Origin of the sequence: Streptomyces davaonensis JCM 4913, from assembly GCF_000349325.1 — a bacterium.
GTDB classification, from domain to species: Bacteria; Actinomycetota; Actinomycetes; order Streptomycetales; family Streptomycetaceae; genus Streptomyces; species Streptomyces davaonensis.
The window spans coordinates 5,661,713-5,676,764 of the sequence record NC_020504.1 but is presented as its reverse complement, the minus strand read 5'-3'; the positions used below and the strand labels follow the sequence as shown (position 1 = coordinate 5,676,764).

Below are 15,052 nucleotides of genomic sequence, written 5' to 3'. Positions count from 1 at the left end.
CGTACGTGTCGCGGGTCACCCTTCGCGCATCCGTCCGCTTTCTCACGAGTTGCCCGGGCTCATTCAGCGGAAAAGCATGAGGAGGTGAGCTATCTGCGCCTGCCCCATCTCAACGGTGACCTGCTGTGCTTCGTGGCCGAGGACGACCTCTGGCTGACCTCCCTGGACGGACCCGGCCGCGCCTGGCGGCTCACCGTCGACCGCACCAAGGCGGGCCATCCCCGCTTCTCGCCCGACGGCACGCACCTCGCGTACACGAGCTGGCGCAGCCTCGTCCCCGAGATCCACCTGGTCCCGGCGGACGGCGGGCCGGCGCGGCAGCTCAGCCACTGGGGCACCGCGGACACCCAGGTCACCGGCTGGACCCCGGACGGCGACATCCTCGCGGTCGCCTCCCACGGCGAGCCCTTCTCGTACTTCACCTGGGCCTACAAGGTCACCCCCGACGGCTCCCCCGGCCGCAAGCTGCCCTGGGGCCCGGTCAGTGACATCCAGGTCGCCGACCTCGACGGCGAGCGCAAGACCCTGCTGCTCACCGGCACCCCGCCGCACGAGCCGGCCTCCTGGAAGCGCTACCGGGGCGGCGCGACCGGTCGCCTGTGGTTCCATGGCGAACGCCTGCTGGCCGACCTCGACGGCCATCTCGCCTGCCCCATGTTCGTCGGCGGCCGGATCGCCTTCCTCTCCGACCACGAGGGCGTCGGCAACCTCTACTCCTGCGCCCACGACGGCTCCGACCTGCGCCGCCACACCGACCATGACGCCTTCTACGCGCGGCACGCCTCCAGCGACGGCACCCGGGTGGTCTACCAGTGCGCGGGCGAGCTGTGGATCGTCGACGATCTCGCCGGTGCGCCGCGCAGGCTCGACGTCCGGCTCAGCGGCCCCCGCGCGGGGCGGCGCCGCTACCAGGTCCCGGCCGCCCAGCACGTCGACGGGATCTCCGTGGACGAGACCGGCCGCGCCAGCGCCGTCGTCGTCCGCGGCAGCCTGTACTGGCTCACCCACCGCGACGGCCCGGCCCGCACGATCACCGACACTCCGGGCGTACGGGTCCGGCTCCCGGAGATGCTCGGCTCGGTCGGCCAGGTCGCCTACGTCACCGACGCCGAGGGCGAGGACGCGATCGAGATCGCCTATCTGCCCCGGGCGACCGGCGACCGCGAGCCGAGAAGGCTGGCCTCGGGCGAGCTGGGCCGGGTCCTGGAACTGGTCTCCGATCCGCAGGGCGAGCGCCTGGCCATCGCCGCGCACGACGGACGCGTGCTGCTCCTGGACGCCACCGACGACTCCAACGGCGAGGTGACCGAGCTGATCCGGTCCATCAACGGGCCGGTGCGGGACCTCGCCTTCTCGCCGGACGGTGCGTGGCTGACGTGGTCGCACCCGGGCGTCGGCCGCTCCCTGCGCCAGATCAAGATGGCGCGGATCACCGGCGTCGGAGCGAGCGGCGAGGCCGGGCGCGTGATCGTCGACGTCACCAACGGCCGCTTCGAGGACGAGAACCCGGTCTTCACCAGCGACGGCCGCTATCTGGCCTTCCTCTCCTGGCGCGGCTTCGATCCGGTGTACGACGTCCACACCGGCGACCTGTCCTTCCCGCTCGGCTGCCGTCCCTACCTGGTGCCGCTGTCCTCGGCGACGCCGAGCCCGTTCGCGCTGAACCCGGAGGGCCGGCCGGCCGCGGGGGGCCTGGACCCGGTGGAGGACGAGGGCGGCGAGGGCGGCGCGGTGACCGTGGAGATCGAGGGCCTGGAGGCCCGGGTGACGCCGTTCCCGGTCACCGCCTCCAAGTACTCGGCGCTGTACCCGGTCTCGGGCGGCGGCCTGGTCTGGCTGCGCTGGCCGATCTCGGGGGCGCTCGGCGAGACCTTCGCCAACCCCGACGACACCAGTGGCCGGCCGACCCTGGAGCACTTCAGCATCACCAAGGCGAAGAAGTCCGAACTCGTCGAGCATCTGGACTGGTTCGCGGTCAGCGGCGACGGCAGCCGGCTCGTCCTGGTCGACGAGGGCGACCTGCGCGCCGTACCCGCCACGGAGAGCGGCGACAGCGACTCCACGGTGTGGATCGACGCCCGCCGCATCCTGCACGAGGTCGACCCGGCCGCCGAGTGGCGCCAGTCGTACGAGGAGGCGGGCCGCCTGATCCGCGCCTACTTCTGGGACCCCGGCATGTGCGGCATCGACTGGGACGCGGTGCTGGCCCAGTACCGCCCGCTGGTCGACCGGGTGGCCTCCCCGGACGAGTTCGCCGATCTGCTCCGCGAGGTCCTCGGCGAGCTCGGCACCTCCCACGCCTATGTCTCCGCGGCCCGCCGCAACGAGGGCCCGCCCCACTACCAGCGGCGCCAGGGCCTGCTCGGCGCCAACTTCGTCCACCGGGAGGCGGGCTGGACGGTACGGCGGATCCTCCCCGGCGACTCCTCCGACTCCAAGGCCCGCTCACCGCTGGCGGGCACCGGGATCCGCGAGGGCGCGGTGCTCACCCACGTCGACGGCCGCGCGGTGGACCCGGTGACGGGCCCGTATCCGCTGCTGGCCGGGGCGGGCGGTACGACGGTGGAGCTGACGTTCACCCCGGCGGAGGGCGAGGGCCGCTCGCGCCGGGTCGCCGTGGTCCCGCTGATCGACGAACGCCCCCTGCGCTACCAGGACTGGGTCGCCAAACGCCGCGCGGTCGTACGGGAGTTGAGCGGCGGACGGTGCGGCTATCTGCACATCCCCGACATGGGCGGCTCCGGCTGGGCCCAGTTCAACCGCGATCTGCGCATGGAGGTCTCCCGGCCCGCGCTCATCGTCGACGTGCGCGGCAACGCGGGCGGGCACATCAGCGAACTCGTCGTGGAGAAGCTGACCCGCACGATCCTCGGCTGGGACCTCACCAGGAACGCCCAGCCGGTGTCGTACGCCTCCAACGCCCCGCGCGGCCCGGTCGTCGCCCTCGCGGACGAGGCGACCTCCTCCGACGGCGACATGATCACGGCCGCCTTCAAACTCCTGAAGCTGGGCCCGGTCGTCGGCCAGCGCACCTGGGGCGGAGTCGTCGGCATGACCGGCCGCCACCAACTCGGCGACGGCACGGTGATCACGGTGCCGATGAACGCGGCCTGGTTCGACGCGTACGGCTGGTCCATCGAGAACAAGGGCGTCACCCCTGACCTGGAAATCCTGCGCACGCCCTTGGACTGGGCGGAGGGCAGGCACGCGCAACTGGACGACGCGGTGCAACTGGCGCTGGACCTGCTGGAGTCCAACCCTCCGGCGATCCCGCCGGACCACTCGCATGTGCCGGACAGGTCGAGGCCGAAGCTGCCGCCCAGGGCATGAGACAAGGGTCCAGGGCATGAGAAAGGGTGCCCCCGGTGAGGGGCACCCTTTCCGCTCAACGTGCAGCGTCAGGCGTCATAGTCCTGGTCGAAGCGGTCCTGCTCTTCCTGCTGCATCCGCTCCGTCTCCTCGTCGCGGCCGCGCTGGTGGCCTCGCTCCTGCTGGCCGCGCTGCTGCTGGCCGCGTTCGCGCCCCTGCTGCATCTTCTCCTTGGCCTGCTGCTGCCACTGCTCGGACTTCTCCTGGAACTGGTCCTTCATGCCCATGAGGTTTCACTCCCGTTATGGGTGAGGGGATCGGGCCCGACCAGATTCACACGCGCCGTGACGCTACGCATGTCGATCACTTACGGTGCGTGACGCGCTCCTGCTCATCGGCCTCGCCGCCCGCCCCGACAAGACCGATCCGCATGCCGTCGAGCCGGTCGGCGAACCTGCGCATCTCCCGCTGGCCGACGGTCCCGATGAGCGCCGGCAGATACCCGCGCACCCCCTGCATCCCGCGCAGCCACCACTGCCCGTACACATGGCTGGAGCGCCGCTCGATCCCGGCCACGATCCGGTCGACGGCAGGCCCCAGCGGGTACGTCTTGTTCGACGGCCACGGCAGCCGCTGCCTGAGCTCCCGCATGACGTCGTCCTGATCGGCGCCGCGCACCATGTCCGTGTCGGTCCAGGACAGATAGCCGACGCCCACGCGTACGCCCTTGTAGCCGACCTCGGCGCGCAGGCTGTGCGCGTACGCCTCCACGCCCGACTTGGAGGCGCAGTACGCGGTCATCATCGGCGCCGGGGTGATCGCGGCGAGCGAGGCGATCTGGAGCACATAGCCGCGGCTCTCCATCAGCACCGGCAGGAACGCCCGCGCGGTGACGGCGGAGCCGATGAGATTGACCTCGATGACCCGCCGCCACGCGTCTGGGTCGGAGTCGACGAACGGACCGCCGCTCGCCACACCGGCGTTGGCGACGACGATGTCGACCTTCCCGAACCGCTCCTTGACCTCCCGCGCCACCCGCGCCATCGCCTCGTGGTCGGTGACATCGGCGTACCAGTGGTCACTGTCGCTGTGCAGCCGCTCGGAGACCTGCTTGAGCGCGTCCGCTTCGAGGCCGACCAGCGCCACCTTCGCCCCGCGCGCGGAGAGCTTGCGGGCGAGCAGCTCACCCACGCCCCGTGCCGCTCCGGTGACGACGGCGACCTGTCCTTCGAGGCTCATCCTGCTCATGCGCCCTCCTTGATCTGTGCGTAGGCGACGACGAGTTCACGAATCCTTGCGCTCACCAGCTCCGGCGCCTCCACCGGCGTCATGTGCCCGAGCCCGGGCAGCTCGGTGAGCCCGACGCAGGTCGGCAGCGAGGCGGCCAGCGACCGCGCGTGCACGGGCGGCGTGAGCCGGTCGGCGGTCCCCACGACCACCTCGGTCGGCACCCTCAACTCCCGTACGCCGTGGTCGAGATCGAGCAGATCCAGCACCTGCGACCAGGCGTGCCGCACCCGCCGGGGACAGGCGTGCACGATCCGCGCGCACGCCTCGACCATGTGCGGCGCCGAACCGGGCCCCATGGTCCCGTACTTGAGCACCCGCCGCGCGAGCGGCGTGACCGGCCCGAGCGGCGCCCGCGACCCGAGGATCTGCTTGGTCAGCCAGGTCCGCAGCCGGCCCGGCTTGATCGGTACGACGGTGGACTCGGCGACCAGCCGGGACGAACCGGTGCTGCACAGCAGCACGGCGGCCGCGTGCTCCCGGAACGCGGGGCGCGCCGCGGCGGCCATCACCGTCATCCCACCCATCGAGTGCCCGGCGATCACCGCCCTCTCCCCCGGCGCGAGGGTCGCCTTCAGTACGGCTTCCAGGTCGTCGGCGAGCTCCTCGGTACCGCAGGCCCGGCTCGCCGGACTGCGCCCGTGGCCACGCTGGTCGTACGCGATGACCCGGTGGCCGGTGGCCAGCTCCCGTATCTGCGCCGCCCAGAAGGCGGTCGAGCAGGTCCAGCCGTGCGCGAGAACGACGGGGGGCGCGTTCTCGGGGCCGTGCACCTCCACGTGCAGGCGCGCGCCGTCCGCGGAGATCGCGGTGAGTTCGCGGGCGGGGGTGGGCGGGGCGTAGGGCCCGGAGCTCACGTGCATCAGGCGGCTCATGCGCCCGCCTCCGGGCGCGCGTCGGCGACTTCGCGCCCCTTGCCGGAACTGCCGCCCTTCTTCGCGCTGGCACGCTCCTTGGTGGCGGTGGCGCCGTTCTTCGCGCCCTGGCGCCCCTCTGTTGCGGCCGCGCTGCCCTCCGCGCTGGTGCGCCCATTCGACGCGCTGGCGCCTTGATCCGCGCCCGCACGCCCCCCGGCGCCGTCCTCCGCGCTCGCGGCGCGCACCACCGTGTACTCCGCGAGGTCCACGCGCCGGGTCGCGCGCCGGAACTCTCCCGTCGTGCCCGGCCAGATCGTGGTGTTGCGGCCGCTCGCGTCCAGGTACCAGCTCGTGCAGCCGCCGGTGTTCCACACCGTGCGCTTCATGCGCTCCTGCACGCGGTGGTTCCAGGCGCGCACGGCGCTCGGGCGCGCGTCCAGGGCGACGCGTCCGCCGAGGACGTCCAACTGCCGCACATAGTCGGCCAGATAGTTGAGCTGGCTCTCGATCATGAGGATCATCGACGAGTTGCCGAGCCCGGTATTGGGCCCGATGACCGTCATCCAGTTCGGGAACCCGGCGGCGGACGCGCCCCGCAGCGCCTCCATACCGCCCTTCCACGCCTCGGCGAGCGACCGCCCGTCCGCGCCGACGACCCGCTCCGCGATGGGCATGTCGGTGACATGGAAGCCGGTGCCGAAGACGATCGCGTCGACCTCGGTCTCGGTGCCGTCGGCGGCGACGACCGTCGAACCGCGGACCTCGGTGAGCCCGCTGGCGACGACATCGACATTCGGCCGGGCGAGCGCCGGGTAGTACTCGCTGCTGAGCAGGATCCGCTTGCAGCCGATGCGGTAGTCCGGCGTGAGCTTGGCCCGCAGCGCCGGGTCCTTGATGGCGCGCGCCATGTTCTGCTGGGCGAGCTTCTCGACCAGGCCGAGTTCGTTCGGGTGCTTGGTGAACGCCTGCACCTGGAGTTCGCGAATGCCCCAGAGCAGTCCGCGCCGGGCCTGGGTGGTGAAGGGGAGCTGCCGGTGCAGCCAGCGCTCCACGCCACTGATCGCGCGGTCCATGCGCGGCATCACCCACGGCGGGGTGCGCTGGAAGAGGGTGAGCCGGGAGACCTCCGGCTGGATGGCCGGCACGATCTGGATCGCGGAGGCCCCGGTGCCGACCATGGCGACCCGCTTGCCGCGCAGGTCGTAGTCGTGGTCCCAGCGGGCGGAGTGGAAGACCTTGCCGGGGAAGGAGTCGAGCCCCGGGACGTCCGGGACCTTGGGGTCGGACAGCGGCCCGGTGGCCGAGACCACGAGGTCGGCCGAGAGGTTCCCGCCGGTGGTCTCGATGTCCCAGCACAGCCGCTCGGCGTTCCAGGCCATCCGCTTCACCTCGGAGTCGAAGCGGATGTGCGGGCGCAGCCGGAAGACGTCCGCGACGTGCTCCAGATAGGCGCGGATGTGCTCCTGGCCGGAGAAGGTGCGCGGCCAGTCGGGGTTGGGTGCGAAGGAGAAGGAGTACAGGTGCGACGGGACGTCGCAGGCGCACCCGGGGTAGCTGTTGTCCCGCCAGGTGCCGCCGACGCTGGACGCCCGCTCCAGGACGACGAAGTCGGTGACGCCCTCGCGCCGCAGCCGCACCGCGGCCCCGAGCCCGCCGAACCCGGATCCGATCACCGCCACCCGTACATGCTCGTGTTCGGTCATCCCGAAGCCCCTCCACAGCCGTGCGACTCTGCCAGTGAACACTGGCGCAATGGGAGGGTAGAGCAGCTCCGTACTCATGGGTAGGGGGTGGGCCGAGGAAAGTTACCCCTGGTACGCCATAGGCTTCCGGCGTGGCACAAGACGCTGGACGACCCGAGGGCCGACGCGAGTACCGCATGGAGGAGCTGGCCCGGCTGGCCGGCATCACCGTGCGTACCCTGCGCTTCTACCGCGAACGCGGGCTCATCCCCCCGCCCCGCCGCGAGGGCCGAATCGCCTGGTACGACGACCGCCACCTGGCCCGGCTGCGCACGATCTCGGCGATGCTGGAACGCGGCCACACCCTCAGCGGCATCGCCGAACTCGCCGAGGCCTTCGACCACGGACGCGATGTCGCCGACCTGCTCGGCATGGACTCCCCCACCGAGGAGACCCCGGTCCGCCTCACCCCCGAGGAACTCGCCGACCGCTTCGCCGGCGACGTCACCCCGGAGAACTTCGCCGCCGCCCTGGAACTCGGCTATCTCGCCACCGACGGCGAGGAGATCGTCCACATCAGCCGCCGCCTGCTGGACGTCTCCGCCGCCCTGGTCCGCGAGGGCATCCCGCTCGCCGAGGTACTGGCCGCGGGCAAGGAACTGCGCGCCCACGCCGATGTCCTCGCCGATCTCTTCGCCGACCTGATCCTCCGCCACGGCACGGAGGAGGACCTCCCCCGCCTGCGCCCCCTCGCGCGCAGCGTGGTGGAGGCGGAGATGTCCCTGGCCCTGGACCGCCGCCTGCGGAAGCGGTCGTAGCGGGGGCGGGGGCGTGGGCGGGGCCGAGGGGGCGCGTGCGGTGTGGCGGGCGCCCCTCGGCGTACAGGGCGCTGGGGGCATGGGTGGCACACGCGGCGCGGGGCGTGCCGAAACCGCCCACAGCGCACGCCCACGCTCCTACCCACCGGCGCGCGCCGGCGCACAGGGCAACGCCCCGCGCACGGCCACACAATGGCTGCGCCCGCGCACGCCCGCGCGCAGACGCCCCGCCACGCGCCTACTCGTAGACGACTGTCACCGGCGCATGATCCGACCAACGCTCCGCATGCGTCGCCGCGCGCTCCACGAAGCCCTTGACCGCCCGGCCCGCGAGCCCCGGCGTCGCGATCTGGTAGTCGATGCGCCAGCCCGTGTCGTTGTCGAAGGCGCGCCCCCGGTACGACCACCAGCTGTACGGCCCCTCGACGTCCGGGTGCAGGGCGCGCACGACGTCGACGTACCCGCCCTCCTCCGGATCGAGCACCTGGCCGAGCCAGGCGCGCTCTTCGGGGAGGAAGCCGGAGCTCTTCTGATTGGCTCGCCAGTTCTTGAGGTCCGCCTTCTCGTGGGCGATGTTCCAGTCGCCGCAGACGACGACCTCACGCCCGTCGGCGGCGGCGCGCTCGCGCAGGTCCTTGAGGTAGGCGAGGAACTCCCCCATGAAGCGGACCTTCTCGTCCTGGCGCTCGGTGCCGACCTCACCGGACGGGAGGTACAGGGAGGCGACCGTCACACCGGGCAGATCCGCCTCGACATAGCGCCCGCCGGCATCGAACTCGCTCGACCCGAAGCCGACCTGCACGCGGTCGGGCTCGCGCCGGGTGTAGAGGGAGACGCCTGCGCGCCCCTTCGCGGCGGCGGGCGCATGCACGACATGCCAGCCGTCGGGCTCCCGTACGGCGTCCGGCAGCTGCTTCGCCTCGGCGCGCACCTCCTGGAGGCACAGCACATCGGCGGAGGTCGCGGCCAGCCACTCCACGAAACCCTTCTTCGCGGCGGCACGCAGCCCGTTCACATTCACGGAGGTCACAGTGAGCACCCGGGCACGATACCGGCAGGCTGGACCAAGTCCAGATTCCGACTGCTTATGACTGTACGGTTGTGTGCATGCACATACGTCGCGTCTCCTTCGACCACCCCGACGCCGTGAAGCTCAATGACGCGGTCCAGGCCGAGTACGCCGCCCGCTACGGCGACGACGGCGACGCCACGGTCATGGCCACGGCCGACTTCGACCCGCCGAACGGCGTGTACCTCCTCGCCTACGACGAGCACGGCACCCCGGTCGCCTCGGGCGGCTGGCGTGTCAAGGACACGAACGGCGAGGGCAACATCGACGGTGACGCCGAGATCAAGCGCATGTACGTGATCGCCGGCATGCGTGGCCACGGTCTCGCCCGGCGCATCCTGGCCGCTCTGGAGGAGGACGCCCGCGGGGCCGGCCGACTGCGCATGGTGCTGGAGACGGGCACCAAGCAACCCGAGGCCGTCGCCCTCTACGAGTCCAGCGGCTATGAGCCGTGCGAGAAGTTCGGCTACTACCGGTTCCACGAACTGAGCCTGTGCTACGCCAAGCCGCTCACCCTCTGAGATAGGCCAGTACCGCGAGGACCCGGCGGTGGGTCTCCTCCGCCGGCGGCAGGTCGAGCTTGGTGAGGATGGACCCGATGTGCTTGCCGACGGCGGCCTCGGACACCACCAGCGCGCGGGCTATGGAGCCGTTGGACCGGCCCTCCGCGACCAGCGCCAGCACCTCCCGCTCACGCGGGGTGAGCCGCTCCAGCGGGTCCCGGCGCCGCCGCAGCAACTGCCGTACGACCTCCGGGTCGACGACCGTGCCACCGGCCGCGACCTCGGCCAGCGCGGCCGTGAACTCCTCGACCTGACCTACCCGGTCCTTCAGCAGGTAGCCGACGCCGGATCCGTCGCCGGAGTCCAGCAGGTCGGCGGCGTACGTCCGTTGCACGTACTGGCTGAGCACCAGCACCGGCAGCGCGGGGCGCTTCTCGCGCAGCCGGACGGCCGCGTGCAGCCCCTCGTCCTGGAAACCGGGCGGCATACGGACGTCGGTCACCACGATGTCCGGCTCGTGCTCCTCGACGGCGGCGAGCAGCGCCGGAGCGTCGCCGACAGCCGCGACCACGTCATGACCGCAGCGGTCGAGCAGACCGATCAGGCCTTCGCGCAGCAGCACGCTGTCCTCGGCCAGGACTACGCGGAGCGGCCGGTGGGTCCGGCGGTCTCCGTGCGCTCGGTCCGCTTCAGCTCGCAAGGAATCTCCACACGCAGCAGGGTCGGTCCGCCCGGCGGACTGGACAAGGAGAGTCTGCCATCGAGCACTGACACCCGGTCGGCGAGACCGGTCAGCCCGCTGCCCCTGACCGCGTCCGCACCGCCCCGGCCGTCGTCCCGCACCTGGAGCACCAGCCGCCCGGCGTCGTGACCACCGCTGACCCGGGCGCGCCGGGCGCCACTGTGCTTGTCCACATTGGCGAGCGCCTCGCACACCACGAAGTACGCGGCGCTCTCCACCGCCCGCGACATACGCCCGGGCAGGTCGAGGTCGACGTCCACGGGGATCGCGCTGCGGTCGGCGGCGTCGGCCACGGCCGCGCCGAGGCCGTAGTCGGCGAGGACCTGCGGGTGGATGCCCTGGATCAGCTCGCGCAGTTCCTCCAGGACTCGCCCGGCCTCCTCGTGGGCCTTGGCGAGCTGGTCGGCGAGGGGACCGGGCGGGGCGTCCAGGCGGGCGAGGCCGAGGGTCATGGTCAGGGCCACGAGGCGTTGCTGGGCGCCGTCGTGCAGATCGCGTTCGATACGGCGCCGCTCCGCCTCGAACGCGTCGACCAACCGCACCCGGGAGCGGGCGAGTTCGACGACCCGCTCACCGAGATCCGCATCACGCGGGGCGATCAGCAGCCGGGTCAGCTCCGCGCGGGCACCGGCCGTCACCGCGAGCACATAGGCGCCCGCGGCGAGCAGCAGCACCCCGAGCAGGGCCACACCGACGGCGGCCGGCCAGTCGGTGACCGTCCACTGCTTGAGCACCTTGGCCTCCTGGCCGTCGCCGACCGTCGCCATCAGCAGCGGGGTGGCGACCATCGACGCCGGAAACAGCAGCGCCATGGTGACGATTAGCGCGTCCGCGGGCCAAAGCAGGACGGCGAAGAGAAGCGCGTACCCGAGTTCCCGCCAGGTCTGCCGCTCCCTCAGCCGCGTGGTGAACCAGCACCACAGTCCGGGCTCGGCGGGCTCGCGATGCCTCCCCCGCGCGGGCCTTGCGTCGATCAGCCGCAGCCTGCGCCGCTCCACCGCGGCCACGGGCAGCCCGGCGAGGGCAGCGCAGGCCAGCAACGGCAGCCCGACAAGGACGATCGCCAGAACCCCGCCGACCGCCACCAGCGTCACGATCGCCACCAGCGCAGCGAGCCCGGTGACCACGCCGGTCAGCAAGTAGGCGGCGGCACGCCAGGGCCACGGCGACAGCAGAAAGCCCGGCCGGGCCAGGACCTGCCACACGGTGTCCGCGGGCGCGGGTCTTTCGGGATGCGTAGAGATCACCGTTTCACCGTAGAAGCCGCCCCTACGCGCGGGCCATCGGTCCAGCGGGTGGAGCAGGGGTATGCCTGGCCCTACCCCGGTTGTCGGTCCTGCCGCACTGCGCCGGGCCCCGTTGCGGCGATTGGGTTGAGGGACACCGCAACGACCCATGATTCGAGGGCCAGATGACCGACCACGCCATCCAATTGCGCGCCGTGACACGGCAGTACGTCTCGGGCGGCAGCCCCGTGACCGCGCTCGACAGGGTCTCGCTCGCCTTCCCCCGAGGCACGTTCACCGCTGTCATGGGCCCCTCCGGCTCCGGCAAGTCCACACTGCTCCAGTGCGCCGCCGGACTGGACCGGCCGACGTCCGGCTCGGTGTCCCTGGGCGGCACCGAGCTGACGACGCTGAGCGAGACCCGGCTGACACGGCTGCGCCGGGAGCGGATCGGCTTCGTCTTCCAGTCCTTCAACCTGCTGCCGTCGCTGACCGCCGAGCAGAACGTCGCGCTCCCCCTGCGCCTCGCCGGTCGCCGCCCGCCACGCGCGCGTGTCCGTGAGGCCCTGCGCCAGGTCGGCCTCGCCGACCGGTGCGGACACCGCCCGTCGGAGCTGTCCGGCGGTCAGCAGCAGCGCGTCGCGCTGGCCCGCGCGCTGATCGCCCGCCCCGAGGTGCTCTTCGCCGACGAACCGACCGGCGCCCTCGACTCCCGCACCGGCCGCGAGGTTCTGGCCCTGCTCCGCGACATGGTCGACACGGAGGCCCGGACGATCGTCATGGTCACCCACGACCCGCTCGCCGCCTCGTGCGCGGACCGCGTGGTGTTCCTCGTCGACGGCAGGGTGGCCGATGAGCTGACGGAGGCGTCGGCGGGGGATGTCGCCGCGCGGATGGCGGGTCTGGAGGCGGTGGCGTGCTGATCACCGCCCGCTTCCTGCCCGCCCCTCACGCGAAGGCCATCCCATGCTGACCGTAGCCCTGCACACCCTGCGCACCCGCTGGATCACCTTCACCGGCAGCTTCGTGGCGCTGTCCCTCGGCGTCGCGCTGATCGCCGTGATGGGGCTGGCCCTGGCCTCGTCGCTCCAGGCCCCCGAACGCCGGCCGGAGCGGTTCGCGGCGGCCCCAGTCGTCGTGCAGGGCCGGGACACGCTGCGCGTACCGACACCGAACGGCGACCGCACCCAGCCGCTGGCCCAGCCGAACGCCGTGCCCGCGCGGACGATCGCCGCCCTGAAGCGCCTCGGCCCCGTCACCGAGGACCGCTCCTTCGCCGTGCGGGCCGAGAACGGGCCCGCCGATCTGGTGGGCCACCCTTGGCCCACGGCGGCCTTCGCGCCGTACGGCCCGGTGAACGGGCGCGAGCCGCGGGCGGATGGCGAGGTGGTCGTCACGTCGGGCTGGGCCGTCAAGGGCGACCGCCTGCGCACCGGTTCCGGAACCGTGACGGTGGTCGGCGTGGTGCGCGGCCTCGGCTTCGAGAACGCCGTGTTCCTCACCCCCGCGCGGGCCGCGCAGTTGGCGCCGGTCAGCACCCAACTGGTCGTGGAGGCGGACGCGGCGGCCGTGCGCGAGGCGGTCGGCACGGATTCCGGCGCCGAGGTGCTGACGGGTGCGGACCGACGGTTCGCGGACGCCGATCCGGACCGCGACCGCGAGGCCCTGACCGCCATGAACGCGATGTTCGGCACCGCCGGCGGGGTCAGCGGCTTCGTGTCGGTGTTCGTGGTGGCGTCGACGTTCGCCTTCGCGGTGGCCCAGCGGCGCCGCGAGTTCGGGCTGCTGCGCACGGCGGGCGCCACGCCCGGCCAGATCCGCCGCACGGTGCTGGCGGAGGCCCTCCTGATCGGCGTCCTCGCCTCGGCCGCCGGCTGCGCCCTGGGCGCGTTCACGGCGCCGTACCTCGCCGCATGGGTCGTGGACGGCGGACTCGCACCGGCCTGGTTCACCATTGGCGACCACGTCTGGCCGTACCTTCTGGCCTTCTGGACGGGCCTGTTCGTCGCGCTGACGGGAGCGGCGGCCGCCGCGTGGCGAGCGGGTCGGACCGGTCCCGCGCAGGCGCTGCGCGAGGCATCCGTGGACCAGGGCACGATGCCCTGGACCCGTCGCCTACTCGGTACGGCCCTCCTCGCCACGGCCGCCGTCATGCTGCTCCTGGCCCTGGCGACCGACCCGTCCGACCTGCTGCACCGCAAGACGTACGTCAGCCGCCCCATGCTGCTGATCACCGCCTTCGCCCTGCTCGCCCCGCTCCTCGTACGCCCCCTGACCCGCCTGCTCACGTGGCTCCCCTCCCGCCTTCCCGGCGCGTGCGGGCTGCTGATCCGCGAGAACACCAGCACCGCCGTCCGCCGCACCGCGGCCACAGCCGCCCCGGTCCTGGTCACGGTCGCCCTGACCGGCTCCCTGCCCGGCGCCACGGCAACCTTGAACGAAGCGCGAACGACGGAGACCCGCCACCGCACCATCGCGGACTTCGTCGTGACGCCCCCACCCGGCGGCTACGACAGACCAACGCTCGAACGCCTCCAGAAGATCCCGAATGCAAAGGTCTCCTCGACCTCCCCGAGCGAGGTACACGTCCTCGAAGAGGGCGTAGCCCTGATCCGTTCCCCTGCCCGCGTCGCCGACCCGAAGGCGCTGACCGCCACCACCCGCCTGCCCCTCACCGCGGGCCGAGTCCTGGACCTCGACGACGACTCGATCATCGTCAACGAGGAGTGGGAGCGGCACACCGTGGGCCAACGGGTGACGGTCTGGCTGGCCGACGGCACGCGCAAGTCGCTGCGGATCGCCGCGGTGATGCCGGTGGGCACGGGCGACAACGGCGTCTACGTCACTCCCGCGAACGCTCCCCACGCACGCGTGGACCGCATCGACGTCAAGGTCACACCAGGCACCGACACGGCGGCCGCGGCAAGGGCCCTGCGCGCGGCGATCGAGCCGCACGGCGGCCTGCTCCACACCCGCACCGCATGGCTGCGAGCCACCCAGCCCCCGGCCGACGGCACCACCCGACTCGGCTTCCTCCTAGTCCTGGGCATAGCCCTGCTCTACACCGGCATCTCCCTCGCCAACACCCTGGTCATGGCCACACCCGACCGGGTCCGCGACCTGAGGGCACTGCGCCTGGCCGGAGCCACCACCGCCCAGGTCCTGCGCCTGATCGCCGCGGAGGCACTCACGGTGGTCGCCGTCGGCGCGCTCCTGGGCCTGCTGGTCGCCGCCCTCAACCTGCTCGGCATGTGGGGCGCTCTGTCGCTGCTGTCCGTGCACGCCCCGATCGTGCTTCCGTGGAAGGCCCTGGGCTCGGCGACGGCCGCGTGCGCGGCTCTGGCGGTCGTCGCGGCGGTGATACCGGCGGCATCGGCGCTGCGGGGCAGGGCGGGAATTCGGACGGCTTAAGAGGGTGACCGCGACATACGCGCGGGCCACTTCGATCCGCACCGGGCCATCCGCCCCCGCCACTCCCGGTGTTCGAACAAAAAAGATCCCGCCCGATCAACTGATCGGGCGGGATCTCATCAACTGACCTGATTTCTCAAGTGCAGTT

The 15,052-nt window shown here is 72.3% G+C and carries 12 protein-coding genes; 5 read left to right on the top strand and 7 right to left on the bottom strand.

Annotation, left to right across the window (positions count from 1 at the left end):
* The first annotated feature begins 84 nt into the window (after nucleotides 1-84).
* Nucleotides 85-3,330, top strand: a complete 3,246-nt coding sequence (locus tag BN159_RS25200; RefSeq protein ID WP_015659822.1) for a S41 family peptidase — start codon at nucleotides 85-87, stop codon at nucleotides 3,328-3,330.
* 68 nt (nucleotides 3,331-3,398) lie between these two features.
* Here BN159_RS25200 and BN159_RS25195 read toward each other — a convergent pair whose 3' ends face one another.
* From BN159_RS25195 to BN159_RS25180, 4 genes are all read right to left on the bottom strand, one after another.
* A complete protein-coding gene (locus BN159_RS25195) occupies nucleotides 3,399-3,596 on the bottom strand; it encodes a hypothetical protein (RefSeq protein ID WP_015659821.1) in 198 nt (65 codons plus the stop codon).
* Nucleotides 3,597-3,672: 76 nt separating this feature from the next.
* Complete coding sequence (locus BN159_RS25190; protein ID WP_015659820.1) at nucleotides 3,673-4,557, bottom strand: SDR family oxidoreductase; 885 nt, start codon at nucleotides 4,555-4,557, stop codon at nucleotides 3,673-3,675.
* Entirely contained in the window at nucleotides 4,554-5,471 is a 918-nt protein-coding gene (locus tag BN159_RS25185) for an alpha/beta fold hydrolase (RefSeq protein WP_015659819.1), read from the bottom strand. The genes BN159_RS25190 and BN159_RS25185 overlap by 4 nt, the downstream gene beginning before the upstream one ends.
* A complete protein-coding gene (locus BN159_RS25180; RefSeq protein WP_015659818.1) occupies nucleotides 5,468-7,156 on the bottom strand; it encodes a flavin-containing monooxygenase in 1,689 nt (562 codons plus the stop codon). The genes BN159_RS25185 and BN159_RS25180 overlap by 4 nt, the downstream gene beginning before the upstream one ends.
* A gap of 176 nt (nucleotides 7,157-7,332) precedes the next feature.
* Here BN159_RS25180 and BN159_RS25175 point away from each other — a divergent pair, with 176 nt between their 5' ends.
* Nucleotides 7,333-7,953, top strand: a complete 621-nt coding sequence (locus BN159_RS25175) for a MerR family transcriptional regulator (RefSeq protein ID WP_015659817.1) — start codon at nucleotides 7,333-7,335, stop codon at nucleotides 7,951-7,953.
* Nucleotides 7,954-8,191: 238 nt separating this feature from the next.
* Here the strand turns inward: BN159_RS25175 and BN159_RS25170 are convergent, their stop codons facing one another.
* Complete coding sequence (locus BN159_RS25170) at nucleotides 8,192-8,992, bottom strand: exodeoxyribonuclease III (protein ID WP_015659816.1); 801 nt, start codon at nucleotides 8,990-8,992, stop codon at nucleotides 8,192-8,194.
* A gap of 68 nt (nucleotides 8,993-9,060) precedes the next feature.
* On the opposite strand from BN159_RS25170, the gene BN159_RS25165 reads away from it, so the two are divergent.
* Nucleotides 9,061-9,543, top strand: a complete 483-nt coding sequence (locus tag BN159_RS25165) for a GNAT family N-acetyltransferase (RefSeq protein ID WP_015659815.1) — start codon at nucleotides 9,061-9,063, stop codon at nucleotides 9,541-9,543.
* On the opposite strand, the gene BN159_RS25160 is transcribed toward BN159_RS25165, so the two are convergent.
* Nucleotides 9,533-10,147: a LuxR C-terminal-related transcriptional regulator gene (locus BN159_RS25160; protein ID WP_015659814.1), complete on the bottom strand. Its 615-nt coding sequence runs from the start codon at nucleotides 10,145-10,147 to the stop codon at nucleotides 9,533-9,535. The two genes, BN159_RS25165 and BN159_RS25160, sit on opposite strands and share 11 nt — an antisense overlap.
* Before the next feature lie 17 nt (nucleotides 10,148-10,164).
* On the bottom strand, nucleotides 10,165-11,460 hold the full coding sequence (locus tag BN159_RS25155; protein ID WP_041821851.1) for a sensor histidine kinase: 1,296 nt from the start codon (nucleotides 11,458-11,460) through the stop codon (nucleotides 10,165-10,167).
* A 218-nt stretch (nucleotides 11,461-11,678) separates the two neighbouring features.
* Here BN159_RS25155 and BN159_RS25150 point away from each other — a divergent pair, with 218 nt between their 5' ends.
* Nucleotides 11,679-12,416 carry an ABC transporter ATP-binding protein gene (locus BN159_RS25150; protein ID WP_015659812.1) on the top strand — a complete coding sequence of 246 codons (738 nt, stop codon included), beginning with the start codon at nucleotides 11,679-11,681 and terminating at the stop codon, nucleotides 12,414-12,416.
* A 43-nt stretch (nucleotides 12,417-12,459) separates the two neighbouring features.
* Nucleotides 12,460-14,904: an ABC transporter permease gene (locus BN159_RS25145; protein WP_015659811.1), complete on the top strand. Its 2,445-nt coding sequence runs from the start codon at nucleotides 12,460-12,462 to the stop codon at nucleotides 14,902-14,904.
* Nucleotides 14,905-15,052: the final 148 nt, after the last annotated feature.

What these genes read in the sequence shown, in the direction of transcription:
- BN159_RS25175 (WP_015659817.1), top strand. Translation starts at nt 7,333, where the DNA reads ATGGAGGAGCTGGCCCGGCTGGCCGGCATCACCGTGCGTACCCTGCGC.
- BN159_RS25185 (WP_015659819.1), bottom strand. Translation starts at nt 5,471, where the DNA reads ATGAGCCGCCTGATGCACGTGAGCTCCGGGCCCTACGCCCCGCCCACC.
- BN159_RS25180 (WP_015659818.1), bottom strand. Translation starts at nt 7,156, where the DNA reads ATGACCGAACACGAGCATGTACGGGTGGCGGTGATCGGATCCGGGTTC.
- BN159_RS25165 (WP_015659815.1), top strand. Translation starts at nt 9,061, where the DNA reads ATGCACATACGTCGCGTCTCCTTCGACCACCCCGACGCCGTGAAGCTC.
- BN159_RS25195 (WP_015659821.1), bottom strand. Translation starts at nt 3,596, where the DNA reads ATGGGCATGAAGGACCAGTTCCAGGAGAAGTCCGAGCAGTGGCAGCAG.
- BN159_RS25145 (WP_015659811.1), top strand. Translation starts at nt 12,460, where the DNA reads ATGCTGACCGTAGCCCTGCACACCCTGCGCACCCGCTGGATCACCTTC.
- BN159_RS25150 (WP_015659812.1), top strand. Translation starts at nt 11,679, where the DNA reads ATGACCGACCACGCCATCCAATTGCGCGCCGTGACACGGCAGTACGTC.
- BN159_RS25190 (WP_015659820.1), bottom strand. Translation starts at nt 4,557, where the DNA reads ATGAGCAGGATGAGCCTCGAAGGACAGGTCGCCGTCGTCACCGGAGCG.